The sequence below is a fragment of the Streptomyces clavifer genome (assembly GCF_036345975.1).
Classification (GTDB): Bacteria; Actinomycetota; Actinomycetes; order Streptomycetales; family Streptomycetaceae; genus Streptomyces; species Streptomyces clavifer.
The window spans coordinates 6,954,969-6,980,096 of the sequence record NZ_CP107793.1; the positions used below are offsets into that span (position 1 = coordinate 6,954,969).

Sequence of the window (25,128 nt, forward strand, 5' to 3'; positions counted from 1 at the left end):
GCCGGGCGGCCCCGTGCCCCTCCCGGGGGCACGGGGCCGGCACTGCGGCGGGTCACCCCGGCCAGGTGCCCGTGAGTCGCCGCGTGGCCACGGCACCCGATCGATCGATCGAGGCCTTGACCACGGCGAAGATGGCGCCCTGGAGGGCGGCGGCGAGCATGATCTGCCGCCAGGAACGGTCTTCGTCCGTTGCGTCGGGGGCGTCGCCCTCACCCTCGATGACCTTCCACGCCTGCTTGAACACGGCGGTCGCGATCAGGCCGCCCGCCGCGCCGAGGGCCAGCCCGACCGGTTTGTACGCGATCGTGGACGCCTTCATCGATTTCCCCGGCTGTGGCGCACCAGCAGGAAGGCGGCGAGCAGCGCGCCGCCCAGGAGGAGCGGGGTGCGGTTGGCCCGCGCGAGCGACGCGGCCCGGTCGGCCTTCTCGAGCAGCGGATCGGGAGCCTTGTCCGCCACGTACTGTCCTGCCCGGGTCGCGGACTCCCGTACCTGGGCCGCTGCCTGGGCCGTCTTCTCCAGGACGGGATCGGGCGTCCTGTCCTTGACGAGTTGCGTGGCCTGCTCCGTCTTCCCGCGGATCTGGTCGGCCACCAGGGCGGCCTTCTCCGAGGCCTGTTCCCTCGCGGCGGCCGCCTTCTCCTTCGCCTGTGCCTTCACGTCGGCCTTGGCGGCCAGGGCCTCGACGGTGTGCCCGAGTTCGTCGCGGGTGTGCTCGACCTGCTCACGCAGCTTCTCGGGACTGGAGGCGTCGGGGACGGGAGTGCCTATGTTGGTCCGGGACTCTTCGTTGTTCATCGGTGTGCCCTTTCCTTGATCTCGGCCAGATCGGCCTTGACGCTGTCGACGGTCTGTTCGGGGGTGGGTGAGCCGGCCTCGGCGATCTGCTTCTTTCCGGCCAGGGCGGCCGTAGTCGCCACTGCCGCCAGTACCGCTGAGACGATCAGGGCGGACGCCCATACCGGCAGTACCAGCGCGAGGGCCGCGATACAGGTCACGATCAGAGCCTGGGCCGCCAGGATGCCGACGAGGCCGGCTGCGCCGAAGAGACCGCCGCCCTTCCCGAAGTGCCTGCCCTTCTCGGTCATCTCCGCCCGGGCCAGCTGCATCTCCTCGCGTACCAGCTCCGAAATCTGCTGCGAGGCCCGCGAAACCAGCACGCTCACCGGTTCGTCGGTGGCGTGTTTCTGCTGCTCTGCCGTACTCATCGCTGGGTCACCTTGCCTCACTCGATCTGTTGGAAACCTCGGCGGCCGGCTCGGAGCGTCCGACGGGCCGGTCAACCGGTTTGCCCCGTGTCGTCCGCCTCGAAGCGAGCCCTTCATGACGAAAGCTCCTCTTTGCGTCGTGTCTGCCGGTGTCTCGGCTCGACTACCCCGGGACCGGCTCAACACCCATGCCGCCGGGAAGAGCCTCGGCCCACGCCGTCGTAACCGCCCGGGGGCAGCCTTCACGGCCGTGCTCCGCATGGCCGGGGTGAGGGGACCGGCGGCCGGTCCGGGAGGGCCAGGAGTGCGAAAGTGAGGAAGAGCGGGGAAGTACCGGAACGGCATCGGATCGCGCGTGCCTGCCGGAGAGCGTGACATCAGGGTGCGCCCGTCTCCGGTCCGCTTACCGGGAGCCCGACGACACCCGCGCGGGTCACCTCCGGGGCCGGGCTGAACGGTCAACGCCCCGTGTCCGGTGGGCTCCTGGTGGGGGCGGTCGGCGGAGGGAGCGGCGGCCCATAGGGTGACCCCCATGTCTTTCACGTTGAGTTCCACCAAGACCCGCGCCGCCCTCCGCGTGTCGGCACGTGTCTCGGGGGAGTTGCTTCTCGTCCTTGTCATGGCCGCGGTGACGGTGTGGTTGTTGGGTCGCATGTGGTCGGTCATCTGGCCGCTCGTAGTCGGCTTGCTGCTGACCACGCTGACCTGGCCCATAACGCGGTACCTGCGCAGACTCGGATGGCCCCCCGCCCTCGCGGCTTCCGTGGTGACGGTGCTGTTTCTCCTGGTCGCCGTGGGGGTCGTAGCGCTGATCGCGGTGCCGGTGGCCTCCCAGTCGGGTGAGCTGGCCGATGGTGTGGTCGAAGGCATCCAGCGGCTGCGCGAATGGGCGTCCGGGCCGCCGCTGAACATCGGCGACGATCAGATCACCGGTGCGTTCGACTCCGCGACCGCCCGCATCCAGGACAGCGTCGGCAGCATGGTGACCACGGTCGTCACCGGGGTGAGCACGGTGGTCAACGGCGTGGTCACGGCCGTCCTGGCGGTCTTCCTCATGTTCTTCATGCTCAAGGACGGGCCCCGGTTCCTGCCCTGGCTCGCGCGTCAGCTGCCCGGCCGGCTCGCGACCGATGTTCCGACTGTCGCGGCCCGTGGCTGGGAGACCCTGGGCGGCTTCGTGCGGTCACAGGCGTACGTCGGCCTGCTCGACGCCGTCCTCATCGGGCTCGGCCTGTGGGTCGTGGGAGTGCCGCTCGTGCTCCCGCTGGCCGTGCTGACCTTCGTGTCCGCCTTCGTTCCGATCGTGGGCGCACTGTTCGCCGGTTTCGTCGCGGTGCTCATCGCCCTGGTGTCGAACGGTCCGACCGATGCGTTGATCGTGCTGGCGGTCATCATCGTGGTGCAGCAGCTCGAGGGCAATGTGTTCCAGCCCATGATCCAGAGTCGTGGGCTCGGGCTCCATGCCGCGGTGGTCCTGCTGGCTGTGACGTTGGGCGGCAGTCTCGCCGGCATCGTGGGCAGCCTGCTCGCCGTACCCGTTGCCGCGTTGTTCGCGGTGGCCTGGAACTACCTGCGCGAGCAGCTCAGCGTTCCCGGCCCGGACCCGCTGTCGGACCCCGGCCCGGAGCCGGACTCGGAGCCGGACCCGGATGCCGCACCGAGTGCCGTCGGCTCCTCGGCGTAGAAGGTCCTGGATCGTTCCTGCGGTCCGAGCCGGGTGGCGGTCGGAGCCGGCCGTCGCCCGGTCCGGCACATCGATTGCCGCGCCGCAGGGGCGATACGGCGGGCCGGCCCGCGCGCGGTCGTATCGATGCGCAGCGGCAGACCTCGGGCGTGCCCCCGGCGCCGACCGTGCCGTGTGCGGGCTCCCGCCCGTCGGGAGGGCCACGCGGCCACGGTCGGCGGGTGTCGGTTTCCGCGCTGGAGCGCGGGTGGTGGGGCGGTCGTCCGTGAAGCCGGCGCAGTGCCCCTCCGGCGCTACCTGGCGAGCACGGCGCTCACCGTCTTTCCCCCGGCCGCCAGGGGGGTCACGGCAGTGGCGCGAGCGAGACGGTTGATCATCGGCCAGCCGAAGCCGCCGCCGGTGCCGCGCAGGTCGGGGGTGCGTGTGCGGGGCGTGTGGGGGCTGGTGTCGTCAACGGCCACCTCGATCGTCTCGGGATGGGCTGTCAGGTGGAGCGTAAAGGTTCCGCCACCGTGACGGAGGGCGTTGGTGACGAGTTCGGAGACGACCAGGACGAGGGTGTCCGCCGCTCCAGGAGCGATTCCCGGCCGCCCAAGGGCCTTGAGGAACGCCCGGGCCGCATCGCGTGCGTCGGCGATCGAGGACGCCGAACGTCCGGCCGCGGCTCTGATGCTCATCGTGTCCATCAGTACTCCCGCTCTCTTCGTCGTCCGTTCCTGCTCGATCCGTCTATGGACACCTCCTGCCCGGTCCAGCTCTCCGCAATCTTTTGCCTGCCCAGTCCGAGGGTGACTACCTCCTTGTCGAACGCGCGAAAATCTATGCCGACGAGAGTAGACATTGGGTGGTGGGTGTGAGTACGGTTTCTCATGTAGTCGAGATCGAGCAAGGCCCGGCAGGGATGAACTGCCGGGTAGCGGTATCAGTAGGTGCAGTTCGCAGGACGGTGCGGTGGTGGAGTTCCGAAGCCAGGGTTGTTGCAGACGGCGACGGGACTGACGACCGGACCGGGTGGCCCGCAGTGATGAGGGGCCGCCACCGGCGGTACCAGCAGTACGCAGTACAGGTTCGGCTAATGATTGGGTTCAGAGGGAAAGAACGGAGGAGTTGAGCGCCATCAGGATCGCCCGGGCGGAAGCCTTGAGCCCGGGTACCGCAGGACATCGATAGTGAGGTGGTCTCCGGTCGAGCAACCGCGATCCCCGTACCCCCGACGCCTTTCAGGCCGGGGACACGGACACAGAGGGCCGACGCAGGACCAAGGTCGGCAGATGGTGTAGCAGTTCCTTCGGGGCCCTGGTGCCGTACGGCACCAGGGCCCCTCCACACGTTTCGCGGACGTGCGGGGCCGCACCGGTACACAGCCGCCCCCGCACCTCCACTTCAGGAGGCCGCCCGCACTCCGGCCAGTAGCTCCGTCCCCACTGCGTGACCCAGCAGGTGCAGCGGGCCCGCCGTGATCCCCGCGCGTTCGACACCCTCCCAGTAGGCGAGGGCCGCCCCGTCGACCAGTCCGTGCACCAGCGGCAGTCCGGGATCTGCCGCATGCAGCAGGGACTCGACCCGGCAGGAAGCCAGGGTGCCGTCGAGCCACGGCTGGGCCGTGTATCCGGCCGCTGCCGCCGCCGGCAGCCCTTCGGCTGTCTCCCGGGTGAGGTCGCCGAGATGCAGGAGCCCGCCGCCCACGAGGAGCACGTCCCGGCGTTCCCGCATACGGGCCAGGGCCCGGCCCGTGTCGAAACAGTGCGGGAAGGAGTCGTCGACGACCACGGCCCCCGGCGCCAGCCGGTCGACGTCCAGGAGGTCGCCGGAACTGCTCACCGCCGTCACCAGCAGACCGGCCCCGTACACCGCATCGGGCAGTGCGGGCCCGGACTCCGCGACCTCCACCTCACCGGCCGCACCGCGCTCCCGCAGCCGTCGGGCCAGCCGGCGCAGCCGGGGTGCGCTGCCGGGCGCATCGCACAGCAGCAGCCGCCGTGGCGGCCGGGAGGCCCGGGAGAGCAGCAGTTCCAGGGAGGAGGCGCCGATCGACCCCAGCCCGACGAACGCGACGTCGAGGTCCGCCAGTTCCCGCCCTGTGGCGTCGAGTGCCGCGTGTACCGTCCGGACCACCGAGACGACGGTCGCCGCGTGCCCGGTCGTCACGGCTGCCGGCCCCTCGGCGTACCTCAGCACGTCGAAGCCGTAACCGGTCAGCGACGGGATCATCCCGGCCAGCGAGACACAGCGCGCTCCGAGCGACGAAGCGAGGGACACCGCACGGGCGGCGTGTGCGGCGAGCCCGGGATCGCGGGCCAGTTCGTCGGCGAACAGGGGGACGCAGACGAAACCCGACGTGCCCAGGGGAGTCCGGACCGTCTCCAGCAGCCGTGGCGCGCCGTCCGGGAACAGCATCGCGCGCAGGTCGTCCCGTTGCCAGGCGTCCTCGGGCAGGCCCGCCACGCGAGCCAGGTGGCCGGGGGCCGGCAGATAGCCGACCAGGGCGGCGTCCATCGTCCCCCGCGGGGCTGCCGGACGGCTCGAGCCGTGGGGGGTCACCGCCCGCACGAGCCGTTCCCGGAGCGCCCGCGCGAAGTCCTTCACCGCGGACGGGGAGAACGCCGCGGCGGATCCCCGCACCGTCACGTGGAGCCCGGCACCTTCCGGCCGTACGGCCACGAACACGTCAGTCGCCGACGACGGAGGCGCGAACGCGCTGTCCCCGTCGTCCCACGACGCGGTCAGCACCTGCCCGTGTGCGGACGACAGGACGGAGAAGTCCAGGAAGGTGAAGAAGAACTGCGACGTCAGCGGAAGCCCGTCGGCGTTGCGCGGCACGATGTCCTCGTGCCTGCGGGCCTCCTCGGCCTCGGCGACGATCCGCCGCACGGCGTCAACGGAATCCTCCTCCGCCCGCCCGTCGCCCCGCGGGGCGACGGGTCGCACCGGGACGGCGGTGGCGAACGGACCGAGGATCCGGTGCACATCGGTGAGCGGACGGTCACGCCCGCTCACCGCGAGGCCGACGATCAGGTCCGCCCGGCCCGTGAGCTGCGCCAACTGCTGGTGATACGCCGCCAGCAGCGGAGCGTACAGCGTGGCACCCGCCCTCGCCGCGAGCGCCCGCAGCGCAGCCGTCCGCCCGGCGTCGAGCACGAAACCGGCCGGATGGAACGGGGCGGCGTCGGCTCCCGCACCGCCGCCCCCGCCGGTGGTGCGCAGCACCGGCGGCCGGTAGGTGGCCTCGACACGCGCCCGGCGCGCCACCGTGCCCGGCGCGTTGTCAGGTTCCGCGGCGGCCGAAGAGAGCGCGTGGTCACGGAAGGTGGCGCGTGGCGCGGGCAGATCGGCGGCGCGGCCCGCGGCCAGACGGTCGTAGACCGCCGTCAGCTCCTGTACGAGCAGTGCGGCGCTGTATCCGTCGCCGATGAGGTGATGGGCGTGCACCAGGAGGACGTGTTCGTGCTCCTCGAGCGTGAGGACGCGCAGCCGCAGCAGTGGCCAGGCCCACGGCTCGAAGCGCCGCTGCGCTTCGGCCGCCGCTCGTACGTCCACCTCGGCGGGGTCGCTGAGCGTCTCGAAGTCGACCCGCAGCCGGAGCGAGGGCGGCAACTCCTGCTGGATGGGCGGCCGGGCGCCGGCGGGGAAGACGGTACGCAGCATCCCGTGCCGCCCCACCAGCAGGTCCACCGATGCCTGGAACACCTCGGGGTCCAGGGGCCCGGACAGCCGCAGCCGCGCAGGCCAGGAACCACCCCCACCCGGTGCGAGGGCCTCCGCGAGGAGGAAACCGCGTTGGGCCGGTGTGAGAGGGAAGGGATCCGCGTGGTCCGTGGCGGCCCGGGTGGCCGCGGGTATGCCGTGCCGCTCCGAGGCCGGCGCGTCCACCGCCGTCGCGTCCACCGCCGCCGCGAGCTCGGCGAGGGTGCGGTGCTCGTAGATCACGGTCGGCCGGGGCAGGGGCGCCCTGACCTCGCCGAGCCGGGCGAACACCTGGAGGACCAGCATCGAGTCGCCGCCCAGGTCGAAGAAGTCGTCCTCCCGGGAGACGGCGTCGACATCCAGCAACGCGGCCCAGATGGAGGCGAGCTGTATCTCGGTCGGCGTGGTGGGGCGCGTGCTCCCGCCGGCGGCCACCGCCGTACCGGCCGCGGGCCCGGGCCGGGACTCCCGTCGGCCCGCCGGGGCGCGCTCGGACCGCGGCACGGCATCCCCGGCCGAGACGCCGCCCCTCTCCGTCGGTGCGGGAGGACCGACGAGCGCATGCCGGTCGACCTTGCCGGTGCCGGTGAGCGGCAGTTCGTCCAGCACGGTGATCCGCGGCGGGATCATGTAGGACGGCAGCATGGTCGCCAAGTGGCGCCGTACCGCGCGTGGTTCGGGGCGACCGGCCCCGGGTCGCGCGGTGACGAACGCCAGCAGCCGTCCCTCCCGCGCGACGACCGAGGCCTGGGCGATGCGCGGATACGCCTGGAGTGCCGCCTCCACCTCACCCGTCTCCACCCGGTTGCCGCGGATCTTCACCTGGCCGTCGACCCGGCCGAGGAACTCCAGGACCCCGTCCGCGCGGCGCCGGACGCGGTCGCCGCTGCGGTACCACCGCTGCCCGTCCCGCAGGGTGAAGGCCCGCGCGGTCAACTCGGGTTCACCCAGGTATCCGGGCGTCAGCCCGACACCCGCGATGAGCAGTTCACCCGGCTCGTCCGCCCGGCAGGCAACGCCGTCGGGGCCGACCACCGACAGGTCGGTACCGGTCAGCGGCCGCCCGATCGGCAGAGTCCGCACGTCGTCGGCCGGACGCGTCGTGATGACGTGGCAGGTGGCGTTGATGGTCGTCTCGGTGGGGCCGTACAGATTGGCGATGCGCTGCCCGTCGCCGAACAGGTCGAACCACCGGCGTACGTGCGCGGCCGGCAGGGCCTCACCGCCCACGTGCACCCAGCGCAACGCCGACAGGTCCGGCCGACCCGCTCCCCGCCGTTCCCGGTCCTCGGCAGCCGACAGCAACTGCTCCCACAGTGTCGGCACGGAACTCCACACGGTGATCCGCGTCCGTTCCGCGTAGGCCAGCAACAGCTCGGGGTCCCGCAGCAGGTCCCTCGGCACGGTCACCACCGTGCCACCGACAAGGAGCGGCGCGAGCAGTTGACGCACCGAGGCGTCGAAGCACGGCGACGCGGTCTGCGCGAGGCGGTCACCGGCGCCGTAGCCGAACGCTCCGAGCGCCCAGTCGAGGTAGTTCTCCATCGCCCCGTGCGTGATCGGCACCGCCTTGGGGCGGCCCGTGGAACCGGAGGTGAAGATGACGTACGCGATCGCTGTGGGGTCGGGTACGGGAACGTGCGCGAGGTCGTCCACCCGCACGTCCGGCGGGCCGTCCGCACGTACCGTCCGTACGTGGCCGAGCGAGCCCGCCGTGTCCAGGGTCGGTCCGTGACAGACCAGGGTGCGGACATGCGCTCGCTGCAGCTGGTCCGCGAGCCGGGCGGGCGGGTACGTCGGGTCCAGTGGAACCCAGCCCGCCCCGGCACGCAGGATGCCGACCACACCGATGACGGTGTCCGGCCCGGGCTCGGTGAGCAGCCCGACCAGCTCGCCCGCGCGTACACCGCCGTCGCGCAACCGCGTCGCCAGCAGGTGCGAGGCACGGTCGAGGTCCGCGTAGGCGAGCGTCGTCCCACCTGCCTCCACGGCAGTCGCGCCGGGGGTGGACAGGAACTGCCGGAGCAGCCGCGCGACCACACCGAGCGGGGCATCCGTCCCGCAGGGCGGCGCAGGTGCGGCCGGCAGCGGCAGGCGCTCCTCCGGGAGCGCGCCCAGGGCGGCCAGTTCGTCGCGGAACTCCCGGTCCAGCCGTGCCACCGTCCGCGGTGCGAACAGCGGCTGCGGGAAGTTCCACGACATCCGCAGCACGGGTCCGTCGGCCCAGCACAGCAGGCTCAGCCGGGTCGCGGCCGATCCGGTGCCGGCCGCGCCGGCCCGTACCTCCACGGGGCAGTCGTCAGCCGGACGCACCGGGAACCGGGCGAAGCTGAAGCCCGCCGGGCTCGCCGTGCGGCGGCCGTCGCCGGGCAGCAGCCCGGCGAGGTCCAGGCTGCTCAGCCCGGCGTGCCGTTCGCTCTCCAGCCAGATGCGGCGCAACCGCTGCGCCAGCGCCACGACCGGTTCACCGGGCTCCGCCTCGCACATAAGAGGGAGGGTGTCGGCGAGCGGACCGACGAGCCGGTCCATGTCCGGGAAGCGCTGCTCCCGCCCGGCTCGAGCCACGTTGACCGCGACGTCCGGCCGCCCGGCCCACCGGGCGAGGCAGCGCACGTAGGCGGCGAGCAGCAAGTGGAACAGGGACACGTCGTGCGCGGCGGCCGTGCGCTCGAGGCCGGCGGTGAGAGCGGCGTCGAGCGAGCCGTAGTGCTGCACGAGCGGGCCGGACGGAAGTGCGTCCGGATCGCCGTCGTAGGGCAGCCGCAGCGGTTCTTCGCCGTGTGCGGCCAGGCGTCCCGCCCAGTAGCGGCGGTCGGCGTCCGACGCGGTGCTGCCGGACGAGCGAGCGGTCGTCGCCGCGTACGCCGCGAAACGGGTCGCGTCCTGAGCCGGGGCGGGTCGCTCACCGCGCCACAGCGCGGTGTACGAGGACCACAGCTCCTCGGCCAGGACGTTGAGGCTGTATCCGTCGGCCGCCGCGTGATGGACCACGAGCAACAGATGCGCCAGACCCGGCTCCTGACGGAGCAGGACGGCGCGGACGGGCGGTTCCGAGGCCAGGTCGAAGGGCTGGTTGCACAGGGCCGTCTCGATGTCGGCCACCTGCCCGGCACCGCACGCGCGCACCTCGTACCAGGTCGACAGCGGCGCCGCCGGTGCCAGGCGCTGCACCGGTTCCGCGCCGGAGTCGTCGATGCGCAGGCGCAGCATGCCGTGCCGTTCGGCCAGGCCTGCGAGTGCCCGGCCGAGGACATGTGTGTCCAACGGGCCGTGGACCGTCATCCGCAGATGGCCGCGGGCGGGGACGCCGGGATGCAGCCGACTGCTGGTGTACAGCGCCAGTTGCACGGGGGTGAGGGGGAAGGAGGCCTGGTCTGCCGCGAGTACGGGGCTGAGCGCGGCCTCCACCTCTCCCGCTCGCGGGGCCGGGTCGGAAAGGGCCTCCGCATCCAGGCGGGCAGCCAGTTCGCTTACGGTCCGGTACTCGAAGAAGAGTGTGGCGGGCAGGGACCGGCCCGTCCGGCGTTCGAGTCGCTTGACCAGGTCGACCGCGCCCAGCGAGTCCAGGCCCAGGGACAGGAACGACACGTCGTCGTCGACCGAGGACGCCGGGACACCCAGGGACTGCGCCAGCAGTTCCCGCAGGACCGCGGCGGTGCCGGACGGGGACGTCACCTCGTCGCCCGCGGCGGAGGCGTCCCTCCCGGCCGCGAGGGACGTGTGCGCCACGCTGAGCCGGGGCGCGGGCAGTGGACCCTGCGGCAGGCGTGGTTGCGCGGACGTGCGATCCGGTCGGACCGTCCGATCCGGTCGGGGCGTCCGATCCGCGAGCACCCATTGGGTGGCCTCGCCGCCGCAGGCGGACCGCAGCGCTGCCAGTGCCGGTGCGGTCGCCAGTGGCCGGTCTCCGTCCCGGGCGTCGCGGGTGTGGGGACCGGCGGCGAGCGGGGCGGCCAGACCCGTCCGGGCGAACGGCCCGAAGTTCACCGACAGCCATGGCCGCCCCGCCTGCCGTTCGGCGGCCGCGAACGAGTCCAGAAAGGCGTTCGCGGCCGCGTAGGCACCAAGTGCCCCCGCGAGTCCCGGCAGTACCGAGGAGACGGAGGAGAACGCCACGCACACCCCGGGGCTGTGACCGTGCCTCCTCAGTGCCTCGGACAGCAGCACGGTGCCGAGCGTCTTCGCCCCCAGTGCCTCCGTCGTCTCCTCCGCCTTCGTCTCGCGGAGGCTGCCGGGGTGTACCACTCCGGCCGCGTGGAAGACGGCGTCGGGCGCGGGCAGTGCGGCGACCAGCTTCTCGACGTCGTCCCGTGAGGTCAGGTCGGCCCGGTGGTAGCGGGCGTCGGCGCCGAGTGCGGCCAGTTCCTCCAGCAGGCCCTCGGGCGGGTGCGGGGAACGGCCCGTGAGCCGGAGCACCGGCCGGCCACGGCCGGCGAGGTCCCGGGCCAGGGCGGAACCGAGCCCTCCGGCGCCGCCCGTGATCAGGAAGGTGCCGTCGGCGGGCAGCCGGTCCAGGACGCGGCTGTCCGGCGGGTCCGCCGCCTCCCCGGCGACGGTCCGCACCAGCCGCTGTCCGCTCCGCCAGGCGACGGCCCCGGCCGCCTGCGGTGCCGCGGCTTCGGCGAGGACGGCCCGAAGCCGCTGCCCGGCGTCGTCGAGGGAAGAGAGGTCGACCCAGTTGGCCACCACCCCCGCGGACTCCGACGGCACGGCCAGAGCCAGACCGCCCAGCACCGCCTGTACCGGATCCGGCCGTTCAGGGCCGTGCCCGGTGGCGTGCGCGTCCTCGGTCACGACCAGCAGACGGCGGGCCCCGGTCAGGTCCAGCAGGGCGAGAGCCTCGTTGAACGCGGAGACCAGCTCACCCTGGACGCGCTCGATATCGGCGGACGTGCCGCCCGTGGCGGGCCCGGCCAGCAGGACCACCGCCTGCGGACGTGTCCCCGGGGCCACGGTGGTCCCCACCCCCTGGTCCGCGAGGCGTCGGCCGAGCTCGTCCACGGCCGCCGGGTCCGGGCCGGTCACCAGCACCGGCCCTGCGGCCTTCTGCGGCAGGGGGGCCGGCTCCCAGCCCACCCGGTGCAGCAGCCCGTGGTGCGCGGCCCCCGGCCAGTGGCGGCGCCGCTGGTAGGGGTAGGGCGGCAGCGGTACCCGCCGCTGACCCGTGTCGGATCGGGTACGGTGCAGCACGGCACCGCGTACCCACAGACGCGCCACCGTCCCGAGCAGTTCGCGTCCCCCGCCCGCGCCACCCTCGGGGAGAGCGGCGGAAGACTCCGCCTCCGGGGGCGCGGGGAGGACGAGGACATCCCCGTCGGTGCTGTCCGCAGGCATGGTGGCACCGGACGCCGTACGCACCGGCCCCCGTGCGGCCGTCGACACCGAGCCGTCCGCGCCGGCGGTCCGGCGACGGGTGGCGGCCGCCCGGACGAGTCCGGCGAGGCTTCCGGGCGAACCGAGTTCCACGAACGTGTCGTAGCCCTCGTCGAGCAGTCGTGTCACGGCCCGCCCGAACAGCACCGGCCGCAGCGCGTGCTCGCGCCAGTGGTCCGGGCCGAGGCGCGGCAGCCAGTCGGCGGTGAGCGTGCTCATCACCGGAGGCCCGCCCGTCGCGCCTTCCAGAGCACGGGCCGCTTCGGCCAGGTCGTGGGCGATGGGCTGCATCAGCGGCGAGTGGAAGGCACGCGTCACGTCCAGCGCGCGTACGGCCGCTCCGCGTGCGGAGAGCCTCTCCACCGCCCGCGCGACCGCGTCGGGGCTGCCGGAGAGCACCAGTCTTCCCTCACCGTTGTACGCGGCGACCGCGAGTTCCCCGGCGGCCGCGGCGACCAGGGCCGCCACCTCCTCCTCGTCGGCTCCCCGTACCGCCACCATCGCGCCGGGAGGGGTCGAAACCCCCATGAGACGACCGCGTTCCACCGCGAACGCCAACGTGTCGGCCAACGTCAGCATCCCACCGGCACAGGCGGCGGCGAGCTCGCCGACGCTGTGCCCGACGAGTGCGTCCGGCCGTACGCCCCAGGCCAGCAACTGCCGGGCGAGCGCCACCCCGTGGGCCACCAGCAGCGGCTGCGCCACCTCCGTCGCGGCCTGGGCCCGCGCGTCCACGCCGGCGTCCACGCACCAGCTCGTCAGCTCCCGGCCGTGCACCGCGCCGACCTGGGCCGACGCCTCGTCGAGCGTGTCGCGGTAGACCGGCGCCGTCGCGTACAGCGCACGGCCCTGGGCGGGCCGGAGCGCACCCTGACCCGGGAACAGGAAGACGGTCCGCGGCCGGTTCGACACTCTCCCGTGGGCCACCCCCACAAGCCGGTCGTCTCCGGATGCGACGGCCGCGGCCAGGCGTTCCGGCAGGTCGCCGTCGGCCACGACGGCCAGGCGGTGGGAGCCCTCGTCCCGGGCGGTCGCCGCGGCCCGGGACACGTCACCTTCGTCCAGCTCCGGATGGTCGCGCAGGTGTGCGAGGAGACGGGAGGCCCAGGCGTCCAGGCCCGGCGCGCTGTCCGCCGACAGGGTCAGCAGGTGCGGTCCGCCGGCGTCGTCCCGCGGACCGTGGGCCGCGGGTCGTGCCGGCGCCTGTTCCACCACGGCGTGCGCGTTCGTGCCGCCGAAGCCGAATGCGTTGACACCCGCCCTGCGGGGCCCGTCGGACGGCCAGGCCTCCGTCTCGGTGACGAGAGCGAACCCGGCGCGACCGAGGGCGGGCGAGGGCGATGTGTGATGCAGGGAGGCGGGCAGCCGGCCGTGCCCGAGCGCCAGTACGACCTTCACCAGCGAGGGCAGGGCGGCCGCGTTGAGCAGGTGCCCGACATTCGTCTTGACCGAGCCGAGCAGCCGCGGACGGCCGTCCGGACGCGCAGGGAAGGCGTGGGCCAGGGACCGCAGCTCGATGGGATCACCGACGGCCGTGCCCGTGCCATGGGCCTCGACATACGTCACGGACGCCGGATCGACACCGCAGACCTCGTACGCGCGAGTGATCGCCTCGCGCTGCCGCAGCGGGTTGGGTGCCATCAGGCTCAACGACGTCCCGTCGTTGTTGACGGCTGTGCCCCGGACGACGGCGAGTACGTCGTCGCCGTCCCGACGAGTGTCGTTCAGGCGTCGCAGGACGAGGGCCGCCCCGCCCTCCCCGGGGACGAACCCGTCGGCGGCCGTGCTGAAGGCGCGGCTGCGGCCGGTGGGCGACAGGGCCTGCGCGGCTTCCAGGGCGCGGTATCCGTCCGCCGTGAGGTGGAGGTTGACCCCGCCGACGACCGCGATGTCGCACTCGCCGTCCGCGAGGCTGCGCCGGGCCAGGTGCAGCGCGACCAGGCCCGACGAGCACGCGGTGTCCACCGCGAGCGCCGGGCCGTCCAGGTCCAGGACGTGCGAGACCCGCGCGGCGATCAGATTGGGGAGGTTGCCCGTCAGTGCCGTCGCGGACGCCGCCAGTGCGGGGGAGTGGTCGGCGAGGACCTGGCGGTACCCGCTCTCGCCGACGGCGGCGAAGACCCCGATGCGCAGCCCGCGTCTGCGGGGCCCGGCGTAACCGGCCCGCTCCAGTGCCTCGTGGGCGAGTTCGAGGAAGATCCGGGCCTGGGGGTCCAGGGTGCGGGCCTCCTCGCCGCCGATGCCGAAGTGCGTGGCGTCGAAGGCGGCCGGGTCCTCGAGGAAGGCCCCCCACCGCCTGTCGGCCCCTTCGGAGGTGGCCGAAAGCGGTCCGTCGTCCGTCGAACCGGGGACCTGAGAACCCCAGCGGTCCGGTGGGACCTCGGTGACGAGGTCACGCCCGGCCGTCAGCAGCTCCCAGAACTCCTCCGGCGTGTTCGCGCCGGGGAACCGGCAGGCCATCGCGACGACAGCCGTCGCGGACGACGCGTCATCGGACGGGGGTGGAGCCGGCTCTCCGTCCGGCGCGGGCCTGTGCGGCGCGGTGACCTCGTCGACCTCGGTCAGCAGACGGCCGGTGAGCGCGGCGACGGTGTCGTGGCGCATCACGGAGGGCGCCAACGTGACCCCCAGGGCCTCCTCCAGTTCGGCAAGCACCTCCATGGCCTTCAGCGAGGTACCGCCCAGTGCGCGGAACCCGTCCCGGTCGGCGAAGGACTCGTCGGGCAGCCCCAGCACCCTGCTCCAGACGCCGCGCACCAACCGCCGCACGTCTTCGCGCGCGCGGGGTACGGCGGACCCCGGTTCCTCCGGCCCGGGCGGCGTCCGCCGCTCGCCGGGCCCGTCCGAGGGCAGCCCTGCCGCCGGACCACCGGGAACGAGCCCCGTCGCGGCAGTGGCGGCAGGCGTCCCGGACGACGCGACGGGCCGGTACACGCCCGCCTCGAAGCGGGCCCGCATCCGCTGCCGCTGCAGCTTGCCGCTGGTCGTGCGGGGGAAGGACGACGGCGGCAGTGCGAGCACGCGTACGTCGTCGTGCCCCAGCGCGGTGCGCACCCGCTGCGCCACCAGGTCGAGGACCGCGGTCGCGCCACGTGGGGGCCGGGCCCAGGGCACGAGGACCACCACCCGCTCACCGCCCGTCGCCGGGTCCGTCGAACCGACCACGACCGGGCTGCCCGGCGGCAGTCCCGGGCTCGCGCTCGCGACCTCCTCCATGTCGGGGGCGTGGAAGGTGCGGCCGTTGAGGAAGAGGACGTCCTTGTGGCGGCCGCTCACACACAGGCGGCCGTCCCGCAGGAACCCCATGTCCCCGGTCCGCAGCCAGCCGTCCGCGAAGGACTGGGCCGTCGCCTCCGGAAGACGGTGGTAGCCGCGGGCGACCTGCGGGCCACGCACCTCGATGTGACCCACGCGTCGGTCACCCAGCGGCCGGCGGGCGTCGTCGGTGACACGGACCGAGCAGCCGGGGACCGGCAGGCCGACGTCCATCACCTCCACGGCGTCACCGGCCGATGCGAGGTCCACGGCCACACCCCGGCCGAGTGCCGCGCGCTCCAGGCGGACGGGCACCGCCACCTCGCCCAGGGGCGGGAACGTGACGGCCAAGGTCGCCTCGGCCAGTCCGTACACGGGTGTCGCCGCTCGCGGGTCGAGCCGGGCGGGGCGCATCGCCGCGGCGAAGTCCCGCCACACCGTCGCCGATATCGGTTCGGCCCCCACCAGGATCAACCGCACCGCGCTCAGATCGAGTCCGGCGAGCACGTGGCCGGGGACGCGGCGGACGGTCAGCGCCAGTGCGAAGTTGGCGGCCGACAGGACCGTGGCCCGGTGCCGGTCAGCCACCTCCAGCCACAGGCGCGGGTTCTTCGCGAACGACAGCGGACCGATCTTCACCTGCCCGGCCCGCGCGGCCAGCGGTGCCAGGTGGGTGCCGATGAGGCCCATGTCGTGGAAGTACGGCATCCAGCTGACCAGGACGTCCTGCTCGCAGAGTGCCGAGGCGGCGTTTATCTGCCGAAGGTTGGCCACCACGGTGGCATGGGTCAACTCCACACCCTTGGGGGTGCCGGTGCTGCCGGACGAGAACTGGAGGAACGCCAGATCATCCGGGGCGGGCGTGACGGGCGCAGCCGGCGTACGGCACTCCCGCAAGACATCCAGCCGCAACACCGTGACAGGACCGGGCAGTTCCCCGGCCACGTCCGCGCAGGCGGCGTCCACCACGACGGGCGGGCATCCGAGGTGCTCCCACACCGGGCCGACGCGCCGTACGTCGGGCGCGAGAGGCACCGGTACCAGGCCGGCAGCCAGCGCACCCCAGAACATCGGCTGAAAGTCCTCGCTGCGCTCCGCGAGCAGCGGCACACAGGTACCGGGGGCGACACCGGCCGCGCGGAAGCCACCCGCGACACGCAGGGACTCGTCGAGGAGCTGCCGGAACGTCACGACCTCCTCGCTGCCGTCGCCGCGGACATGGACGACGACTTGCCCAGGTGCCCGGCGGGCAGCGTCCAGGAGTACGTCCAGCAACGTTTCAGGGGTCATGAGTCCGTTCGATCTTGCGTGGGCCGAATCGTTCGCGAGTGGTGCAGCGTTCGGGCGTGAGTGAACCGCGCGCGCGTGGCGGGACGAAGACGGCCCGCCCGGCCGCTCGCAGGAATGCACCGTCGGTCGCGGCCGGATCACGCCGGTACCCGGGCAAACATCGCGAGTGCATGATCATCGTATCGAGTTAATGTCCGCAACTTCCCTTGGTTCAGGGGGCGGAGGGGCCATTAGTGTTCCTCTGGATCTGGACGGGTTCCCGTTCATATACCCCCCTTTCCCTCCTGTTGCCCGGTGGCGTCCGCACAGGCCGCGTCACCGCCCTGACCAAGGAGAGCTTGTCCGATGACTGTTGAATCGAGCCCCGAAACCCGACTGGAGCTGCCCCGGCAGTCCAGCCTGGGCACCGCGGCCGCCCGCAACCTCGCCACCACGACCAAGTCCGCCCCGCAGATGCAGGAGATCTCCTCCCGCTGGCTGCTGCGCATGCTTCCCTGGGTGGAGACCCAGGGCGGGGCGTACAGGGTGAACCGCCGCCTGAGCTACACCGTCGGCGACGGGACCGTGGAGTTCGTCCAGGACGGCGCGGACGTGCGGGTGATCCCCCGAGAGCTCGGTGAACTGGCGCTGCTGCGCGGCTTCGACGACGTGGAGGTGCTGACCGCCCTCGCCGACCGGTGCGTCCAACACGACTTCCGTGCCGGCGAGACGCTGGTCGAGCGCGGAACGCCCGCGGACGCGCTGCACCTGGTCGCCCACGGCCGCATCGGTCAGACCTCCCTCGGCAGTTACGGCGAAGAGGTCGTCCTGGACGTCCTCGCCGACGGCGACCGCTTCGGCGAGAACGTCCTGCTGGACGAGGACGCCCGGTGGGAGCAGACCGCCACCGCCGAGACCTCGGGCACGCTGCTCACGCTGTCGCGCGCCGACTTCGCGGCCGTGCTGTCCGCCGCGCCGGGCCTTCGGAGCCATCTCGACGCGTTCTCGTCGCTCTCCCACCAGCGGCAGAACCACCGCGGTGAGGCGGAGATCGCGATGTCGGCCGGGCACGTCGGCGAGCACGAGCTGCCCGGCGCGTTCGTCGACTACGAACTGAAGCCGCGCGAATACGAACTCTCGGTCGCCCAGACCATTCTGCGGATCCACACCAGGGTCGCCGACCTCTACAACGGGCCGATGAACCAGACCGAGGAGCAGCTCAGGCTCACCATCGAGGCGCTGCGCGAGCGCCAGGAGCACGAGCTGATCAACAACCGGGAGTTCGGCCTTCTCCACAACGCCGACTTCAAGCAGCGCATCCAGCCGCACTCCGGCCCGCCGACCCCGGACGACATGGACGAGCTGCTCTGCCGGCGGCGCGGTTCCAAGTTCTTCCTGGCGCACCCCCGGACGATCGCGGCGATCGGGCGTGAGTTCAACGCGCGCGGTCTCTATCCGGACCACGTCGACCTCGGCGGCCAGCAGGTCCCGGCGTGGCGCGGGGTCCCGATCCTCCCCTGCAACAAGATCCCCGTCACGAAGGAGAAGACCAGCTCGATCCTCGTCATGCGGACCGGCGAGGAGAGCCAGGGCGTCGTCGGCCTGCGCCAGACCGGACTGCCGGACGAATACGAGCCGGGTCTGTCGGTTCGCTTCATGGGGATCGACGAGCAGGCGATCACGTCCTACCTCGTCAGCACCTACTACTCCGCCGCCATCCTCGTCCCGGACGCGGTCGGCGTGCTGGAGAACGTGCAGATCGCCCGCTGGCCCAAGTAGCGACCCGGCCCGATCGGCCAGGTGCGACACCCCGAGGCCCTCCGGGGCGGTCGCGCACGCCCCGAGGGCCTCGGGACAGCCGCCCACCCCACCAAGGAGCCATGGATGCCCGCGCCTGAGCTGCCACCGCCGCAGTCGAGCCTGCCAGAGACCGCCGCCCACTTCGGTGCGCACGTACTGGCTTCGGCCGCGGCCCGCGCCCGCGACATCACGGCCGCCACCGGCGGCCCGCCCTCCGTGCCCGCCCCGCACCCGATCTCCGCGTCCGTCCCGCCCCCGCTCCCCGCCCCGGCAGCCGGGTCGCCCGTACCGGGCGCCGGCCTGGAGCGGATCCTGCGCGGCCCCAGCGGTCTGGGGACGGCGGGGCTGCGCCTGGTTCCGCGGGAGGAGGCGCCGGCCTCCTCGGCCCCGCAGGCGGGTACGCCGGAGGGCAAGCCGGTCCCGGGCCTCTACCACCACCCGGTGCCGGAGCCCGACCCGGTGCGGGTCGAGGAGGTCAGCCGGAAGATCAAGGCCTGGGCGCTGGACGAGGTCGCCCTGTATCCGGATGACTGGGAGGAGCAGTTCGACGGCTTCTCCGTGGGCCGCTACATGGTCGGCTGCCATCCGGACGCGCCCACGGTCGACCACCTGATGCTCGCCACGCGCCTGATGGTGGCCGAGAACGCGGTGGACGACTGCTACTGCGAGGACCACGGCGGCTCTCCGATCGGCCTCGGTGAACGCCTTCTGCTGGCGCACACCGCCCTCGACCCCCTGCACACGACACAGGAGTACCAGCCGCATTGGGCGAAGTCGCTGCACGCGGATGCTCCTCGGCGCGCCTACCGCTCCGCCATGGAGTACTTCGTCCGGGCCGCCAGCCCCTCCCAGGCGGACCGGTTGCGGCACGACATGGCCCGGCTGCACCTGGGGTACCTCGCCGAAGCGGCCTGGGCCCAGCTGGACCACGTACCGGAGGTGTGGGAGTACCTGGCGATGCGCCAGTTCAACAACTTCCGCCCCTGCCCGACCATCACCGACACCGTCGGCGGCTACGAACTGCCGGCGGACCTGCACGCCCAGGCAGGGATGCAGAAGGTCATCGCTCTCGCGGGGAACGCGACGACCATCGTGAACGACCTGTACTCGTACACCAAGGAGCTCGACTCCCCAGGTCAGCACCTGAATCTGCCCGTGGTGATCGCCGAACGGGAAGGCCTCTCCGACCGGGACGCCTACCTGAAGTCGGTCGAGGTCCACAACGACCTCATGCGCGACTTCGAGTCCGAGTCCGCGGCCCTGGCCGTGGAATGCCCCGCCCCGCAGGTGAGCCGCTTCCTGAGAGGCGTGGCCGCCTGGGTCGACGGCAACCACGCCTGGCACCAGTCCAACACCTATCGCTACAGCCTGCCCGATTTCTGGTAAGAGAATGGACTCATCCGTGACCAACACCGAGCTCACCGCCACCTCCACCGCCCTGCGCATCCCCCGTCCGGCGTCGCCCTACCAGGGGGACATCGCCCGCTACTGGGACGGGGAGGCCAGGCCCGTGAACCTGCGTCTCGGGGATGTCGACGGCCTCTACCACCACCACTACGGCATCGGCGAGGTCGACCACGCCGCACTCGGCGACCCCGAGGACAGCACGAGCGAGAAGAAGCTGATCGCGGAGCTGCACCGCCTGGAGTCGGCGCAGGCCGACGTCCTCCTGGGGAACCTCGGCGAGATCGGAGCCGACGACACCCTGGTGGACGCCGGTTGCGGCCGCGGCGGCTCGATGGTGATGGCGCACCAGCGCTTCGGGTGCAAGGTCGAGGGCGTCACGCTGTCGGCCAAGCAGGCCGACTTCGCCAACGGCCGTGCCGCCGAGCTCGGCCTCCAGGACCACGTCCGCGCCCGCGTCTGCAACATGCTCGCCACACCCTTCGAGACCGGGTCGGTCGCGGCCTCGTGGAACAACGAGTCGAGCATGTACGTCGACCTGCACGACCTCTTCGCCGAACACTCCCGCATGCTGGAGGTCGGCGGTCGCTACGTGACCATCACCGGCTGCTGGAACCCGCGGTACGGCCAGCCCTCGAAGTGGGTCTCGCAGATCAACGCGCACTTCGAGTGCAACATCCACTCGCGCCGCGAGTACATGCGCGCCATGGCCGACAACCGCCTCGTGCCGCAGACGGTCATCGACCTCACCCCCGACACTCTGCCCTACTGGGAGCTGCGCGCCACGTCTTCGCTGGTCACGGGGATCGAGGAGGCGTTCATCAACTCCTACAGGGACGGGTCCTTCCAGTACGTCCTGATCGCTGCCGACCGCGTCTGACCCTCTGCCCCCGCTTACGGGGAGGGCTCGCCCCGACGGAACGAGCCCTCCCCGCAACAGTGCGGCGCGGCCGGCTTCCTGTCCACCGACCACAGGAGCCTGCGATCCGGCTCCGATCTGCGACGACTCATGAACTGCATGGTCCTGAGGGCGAGTTGTAGGGTCTCGCTGTGGCTCGTCCGGGTCTTCTCATCGGATGGTCCGCCCACCAGAGGGTGTACACGGTTCAGCGGGTGGGCACAACGAACTCGGGCTGGTCGAGCAGGCGCAACCAGCTTCCGTCAGGCTGGCGCCGGACGACCTGCGCCCGGGCGCCCGCCCCGTCCCTCGGCGGGGTCGAAGTGAGGGCGATGTCGCCGCTGATCAGCGTCGGAAGCGGTCGTTCCGGCTCGAAGCGGGGGTTGTTGGCCAGCACCTTCTCCCACAGCGCACGAATCGCTTCCCGGCCCACCGTCCGATCACCGGGCGGGTAGGCCATCACCGCATCCTCTTCGTACAGTGCGGCGACCCCATCCGCGTCACCGGCGTTGGATCGTGCGACAAACAGACGGGTGAGGTCTTCGGGGTGCATGGCCTTCTCGTACTGCGGCATGGGTTCCTCCTGACGTCGGGCTTCGGTGCTTCCCAGCGTGGTCGCCCACAATCCGGAAGTCCAACAGATGGTTCCACTAGTAACTAGAATTTCCAGTCATGGAACTGAGGCAGCTGGAATACTTCATCGCGGTCGCTGAAGAACGGAACTTCACCCGGGCGGCAGAGCGGGTGCACATCAGCCAGTCCGGTGTCAGTGCTCAGATCCGCCAGTTGGAACGTGAACTCGGTGCCGAGCTGTTCGACCGGTCGGCGCGCACTGCCACTCTTACCGCTGCCGGGCAGGCCGCCCTCGAACACGCCCGCGCGGCGCTCGCGGCGGCCGCGGCGTTCGGTCAGGCGGTGGATGAGGTGACCGACCTGATCCGGGGCCGGCTCCGGGTCGGGATGGTCATCGGCTGCACCCTGACGCCACTGTTCGACGCGCTCTCGGTGTTCCACCGGGCGCATCCCGGGGTGGAGATCTCACTGCTGGAGGACCATTCCGACCGGCTCGTCGAGGGGGTGCGCGCCGGCACCGTCGACCTTGCTCTCATCGGGACCGCAACTGCCACTCCTGACGGGCTGGAGGCGCTGACGATCATCAGTGAGCGGCTCGTCGTAGCGGTTCCGGCCGCGCACCCCTTGATGAGACTGCGGCGGGTCACTCTGCGCGACGTGGTCGCCCACCCGATCGTGTGCATGCCGCCCGGCACCGGCCTGCGTACCGTGTTCGACCGTGCCTGCGCCGCACAGGACCTCCGCCCCGCGATGTCGCTGCAAGCCAGTGCCGCTGATGCCATTGCCGACCTCGCCGCCCGCGGACTCGGGGTCGCCATTCTCAGCGACTCGATGGCCGCGAGCCATCGCGACCGGCTCACGGCCCGCGCCATCGACGATGTCGAAACACCCGCCCTGCTCGCCCTGGTCTGGAAGAGCACGCACAGCCCCGCGGTGCGTGAGTTGCTCGTGCACGCCCGGCGAGCATTCGCCGAGCCCGACCCCTGGTAGCAGGAAGCCTCTCGCTTCCGGCCCTTGGGCTACCCATTTCGACGCAGGCCGCTTCCGAACCGCCCTACCCTTTACGGTCGTTCAGGCACACAGACCCCACCCGTCCCCCGATAGTGGGTGGCGTATCGACCATCGATCGAAAGGAGCCGCTCATGCGGTGGGGAAAGACAGCAGTGACACTCGGCCTGGTCGGCGTGCTCTCCGTACCAGCGGTGGGCGTTGCGACGGCCGCGCCTGCAGCGCCCCAGGCGGCGGCCGCCGCCGTGTCGTGCAGGCTCTTGGACTTCATCGGGTACTACTGCGGCTACCACCTCAGTAACACCCGTGCGGACCGTGGCAACTCGGGTGCGAAGGTCCAGGAAATCCAGGCGCTGCTGATCTTCAAGGGCTTCTCCGTAGGCTCCACCGGCGTGGACGGCCAGTTCGGTGCCGCCACGGAATCCGCGGTGAAGCGCTTCCAGAGTTCCAGAGGGATCGGCGCCGACGGCATAGTCGGCCCGACCACCTGGCACTACCTTCGTACGCCCGGCCTGTAACCGCGACCAGGGCAGCCGGGCCCTTGTGCCCGGCTGCCCTGACCGGGTGGCCAAGGTCTGCTGCGGCCCTCACCTGTCCGAGGACGACTCCTGCGTATTCGTCCTCATCGACGGCACCGGAGACCTCAGCAGCGCGTTCGACGGACCGCTGGTTGCCATGGGACTGCGAGGGGTCGCTTTCTTCGGGCGCGCTCGCACATCAATGGTGTTCGGCCATGGAGTCGAAGGTCTCCCGCATCAGTTGGTCGATGGCGCCAGGTCGTTCGGTCAGGGAGTCGAAGAGGTCGGCGAGCAGCCACAGCACGAAACTGTGCACCAGGGCCTCCTCCGGCGGTACCTGTCCGAACCGGTCGCGCCACGCGACAGTGTCCATGCCCATCGCCGCAGCCATGAGGACACCGGTGGCCATCGGAACCTGAGCCGGGTCGGCCAACTCGAAGGTGGGAAGTCTGCGGATCACCGCGGGGATCAGATCACCGAGCGGATCCAAGCGGTCCTCCCGACCGTCCTGCTCGGCGATCAGGAATCCGGTCAGCACCCCTACCAGGAAGACCGTGCCCCGGGACACCTCCTCACGCCCGTAGGCGTCCACCGCAGCCTGAACCCGCTGCTGCGACTGCCGGCGCTCTTCAGGGGAAGTGCGCTTCTCCAGGACCCGGTACGAGTCCCACGCTGCACGGATGGCCTCATTCACGACCACACCCTCATTCGTCATGGGTCGACCCTAGTAAGAGGACGAGCTCCGCGAGCTCCCCCTCTGAGGAAACCGCGCCCCGCCCTTGAGGTCGGATGAGCGGTGCCCCCTGCGTACGGGCGTGCTGACGGCGGCAGGGGGGTGTTGCGGGTGTCAGCCGGCGTGACGCGCTGTGCCGCGTCGTCACGAGGGTGACGGGTCGTGTTGAAGCCAGGGCGGACGTCGACCTCGAACGACCTGTGGAAGACTCGGCGCCGATGTCCACACCCTCTGCGCCGAGCGGATCGACCCACCGTCCCTCATGGACGCCCTGAGTCGTTCGGAGGAGCAGGTAGCGGCGCTCCGCGCAGGGGGTGATGTCCCGAAGTGTCTGGGGGTTCGTCGCGGGTTGATCGCGGTCACTTCGTCGGCGGCCACAGGAGACGGGGAACTCCATGGCCACAGGAGACGGGGAACTCCATGTCCCGGCGGAAGGTGACAAGCCTTCCCTTGGGCCCGGGCACTGTCCAGGCGAAGATCACGCACACTGAAGCCGAAGCCGGTGGCCCGCTGGCTGCCGTCCGCCGCGCCATGTTGCTGCCGACCTCGGCCGGCGGGAACCACGTGCCGGTCATCGCCGAGCTGGGGCGGGCGAGCATACGGTGCGCAACGCCCCGGCGGGGCCCGCACCGCGGTTGCGTAGGCTGGTGTCGTCGTCGTGGCGGGACAGCTGCAGACGGTCAGTGGACGCCCTCGGGCCCGCCCGGCGACGCGTCAGTGCAGTCAGCGAGTGGTCGGCACCAGTCCTCGGAACGCAGGGGGAAGCTGACCGGGCCCGCGACTCGTTGTAAGGTAGGGAAACAGCACTTGACCTGCAAGAACGCAGGCAGGAAGCCTAGTCCGGGAGCCCCTCGATGATGCGTACTATGTTCAAATCCAAGATCCACCGAGCCACCGTCACCCAGGCCGACCTCCACTACGTCGGCTCCGTGACGGTCGACGCGGATCTGATGGATGCCGCCGACCTGCTGCCCGGCGAGCTCGTCCACATCGTCGACATCGACAACGGCGCCCGGCTCGAGACGTATGTGATCGAGGGTGAGCGCGGTTCCGGTGTCATCGGTATCAACGGCGCCGCCGCCCACCTCGTGCACCCCGGTGACCTGGTCATCTTGATCAGTTACGCCCAGGTCGACGACGCCGAGGCCCGTGCCCTCGTGCCGAGCATCGTGCACGTCGACGCGGGGAACCGCATCGTGGCGCTGGGCGCCGACGCGTCGGCGCCCGTGCCGGGCACCCGCACCGAGCGGAGCCCGCACGCGGTTCCCGCAGGCAGCTGAACCCACTCACCATCCGCGTCCACCCGGCAAGGGAGCACCCTCCATGGCAGCAGAGAAGACCGCGGTCGAGATCCGCGACGACCGCGAGCACGGCAAACTCGTGGCGTACGTGGACGGTGCGGCCGCCGGAGTCATCGCGTACTTCGTGATGGACCCCGAGCCCGGTGCGCTCGTCCCCGTGCACACCGTCGTGGAGCGGGCGCACGAGGGCAAGGGCATCGCGGGCTCCCTGGCCGGGGAGTTCTACCGCATGGCCGCGCGTGAGGGTGTTCCGGTCGTCCCGCTCTGCCCGTACGTCGCCAAGTGGGCCCAGCGCCACCCCGAGCAGGCCCCCGCGGTCTCCGAAGAGCTCGTGCAGGGAGCGCGTCGACAGCTCGAATCGCATCCCGAGCTGCTCTGAGGCGCCTGGCAGGTACCGACGGGCGGCGCACGGGTACCGGC

General features: G+C 71.8%; 15 protein-coding genes. 8 read left to right on the forward strand and 7 right to left on the reverse strand.

Annotated features, from left to right (window positions below):
* Window positions 1–52: 52 nt before the first annotated feature.
* Genes OG927_RS30160 through OG927_RS30170 form a run of 3 tightly spaced genes read right to left on the reverse strand, consistent with a single transcriptional unit; the run spans window position 53 to window position 1,208 of the window.
* Window positions 53–319: a DUF4235 domain-containing protein gene (locus OG927_RS30160; protein WP_056800306.1), complete on the reverse strand. Its 267-nt coding sequence runs from the start codon at window positions 317–319 to the stop codon at window positions 53–55.
* Entirely contained in the window at window positions 316–798 is a 483-nt protein-coding gene (locus OG927_RS30165; protein ID WP_330321113.1) for a DUF3618 domain-containing protein, read from the reverse strand. Before OG927_RS30165 ends, OG927_RS30160 begins: the two co-directional genes overlap by 4 nt.
* Window positions 795–1,208 carry a phage holin family protein gene (locus OG927_RS30170; protein ID WP_056800300.1) on the reverse strand — a complete coding sequence of 138 codons (414 nt, stop codon included), beginning with the start codon at window positions 1,206–1,208 and terminating at the stop codon, window positions 795–797. The genes OG927_RS30165 and OG927_RS30170 overlap by 4 nt, the downstream gene beginning before the upstream one ends.
* Before the next feature lie 532 nt (window positions 1,209–1,740).
* On the opposite strand from OG927_RS30170, the gene OG927_RS30175 reads away from it, so the two are divergent.
* Window positions 1,741–2,892, forward strand: a complete 1,152-nt coding sequence (locus tag OG927_RS30175) for an AI-2E family transporter (protein ID WP_319109075.1) — start codon at window positions 1,741–1,743, stop codon at window positions 2,890–2,892.
* 293 nt (window positions 2,893–3,185) lie between these two features.
* Here the strand turns inward: OG927_RS30175 and OG927_RS30180 are convergent, their stop codons facing one another.
* Together OG927_RS30180 and OG927_RS30185 are read right to left on the reverse strand one after the other, a co-directional pair.
* The gene (locus OG927_RS30180; protein ID WP_330321114.1) at window positions 3,186–3,578 is read right to left on the reverse strand and encodes an ATP-binding protein; all 393 of its coding nucleotides are present in this window, start codon (window positions 3,576–3,578) and stop codon (window positions 3,186–3,188) included.
* Between the two features lie 697 nt (window positions 3,579–4,275).
* Window positions 4,276–16,494 (reverse strand): non-ribosomal peptide synthetase/type I polyketide synthase, encoded by a 12,219-nt coding sequence (locus tag OG927_RS30185; RefSeq protein WP_330321115.1) that lies wholly within the window; start codon window positions 16,492–16,494, stop codon window positions 4,276–4,278.
* A gap of 345 nt (window positions 16,495–16,839) precedes the next feature.
* Here OG927_RS30185 and OG927_RS30190 point away from each other — a divergent pair, with 345 nt between their 5' ends.
* The 3 genes from OG927_RS30190 to OG927_RS30200 all read left to right on the forward strand — a co-directional run bounded on the left by OG927_RS30190 (window position 16,840) and on the right by OG927_RS30200 (window position 20,557).
* Window positions 16,840–18,252, forward strand: coding sequence for a family 2B encapsulin nanocompartment shell protein (locus OG927_RS30190; protein ID WP_056800290.1), 1,413 nt, complete (start codon window positions 16,840–16,842; stop codon window positions 18,250–18,252).
* 105 nt (window positions 18,253–18,357) lie between these two features.
* The gene (locus tag OG927_RS30195) at window positions 18,358–19,659 is read left to right on the forward strand and encodes a family 2 encapsulin nanocompartment cargo protein terpene cyclase (RefSeq protein WP_330321116.1); all 1,302 of its coding nucleotides are present in this window, start codon (window positions 18,358–18,360) and stop codon (window positions 19,657–19,659) included.
* A 16-nt stretch (window positions 19,660–19,675) separates the two neighbouring features.
* A complete protein-coding gene (locus tag OG927_RS30200) occupies window positions 19,676–20,557 on the forward strand; it encodes a geranyl diphosphate 2-C-methyltransferase (protein WP_079099432.1) in 882 nt (293 codons plus the stop codon).
* A 226-nt stretch (window positions 20,558–20,783) separates the two neighbouring features.
* Here OG927_RS30200 and OG927_RS30205 read toward each other — a convergent pair whose 3' ends face one another.
* Entirely contained in the window at window positions 20,784–21,149 is a 366-nt protein-coding gene (locus tag OG927_RS30205; protein ID WP_056800280.1) for a YybH family protein, read from the reverse strand.
* Window positions 21,150–21,247: 98 nt separating this feature from the next.
* Here OG927_RS30205 and OG927_RS30210 point away from each other — a divergent pair, with 98 nt between their 5' ends.
* Entirely contained in the window at window positions 21,248–22,138 is an 891-nt protein-coding gene (locus tag OG927_RS30210; RefSeq protein ID WP_319106517.1) for a LysR family transcriptional regulator, read from the forward strand.
* A 152-nt stretch (window positions 22,139–22,290) separates the two neighbouring features.
* Complete coding sequence (locus OG927_RS30215) at window positions 22,291–22,674, forward strand: peptidoglycan-binding domain-containing protein (RefSeq protein WP_056800274.1); 384 nt, start codon at window positions 22,291–22,293, stop codon at window positions 22,672–22,674.
* Between the two features lie 199 nt (window positions 22,675–22,873).
* Here OG927_RS30215 and OG927_RS30220 read toward each other — a convergent pair whose 3' ends face one another.
* The gene (locus tag OG927_RS30220) at window positions 22,874–23,389 is read right to left on the reverse strand and encodes a hypothetical protein (RefSeq protein WP_124280371.1); all 516 of its coding nucleotides are present in this window, start codon (window positions 23,387–23,389) and stop codon (window positions 22,874–22,876) included.
* An 872-nt stretch (window positions 23,390–24,261) separates the two neighbouring features.
* On the opposite strand from OG927_RS30220, the gene panD reads away from it, so the two are divergent.
* Both panD and OG927_RS30230 read left to right on the forward strand, forming a co-directional pair.
* Window positions 24,262–24,687 (forward strand): aspartate 1-decarboxylase, encoded by a 426-nt coding sequence (gene panD, locus OG927_RS30225; RefSeq protein ID WP_056800269.1) that lies wholly within the window; start codon window positions 24,262–24,264, stop codon window positions 24,685–24,687.
* Between the two features lie 43 nt (window positions 24,688–24,730).
* A complete protein-coding gene (locus OG927_RS30230) occupies window positions 24,731–25,087 on the forward strand; it encodes a GNAT family N-acetyltransferase (protein ID WP_209471762.1) in 357 nt (118 codons plus the stop codon).
* Window positions 25,088–25,128: the final 41 nt, after the last annotated feature.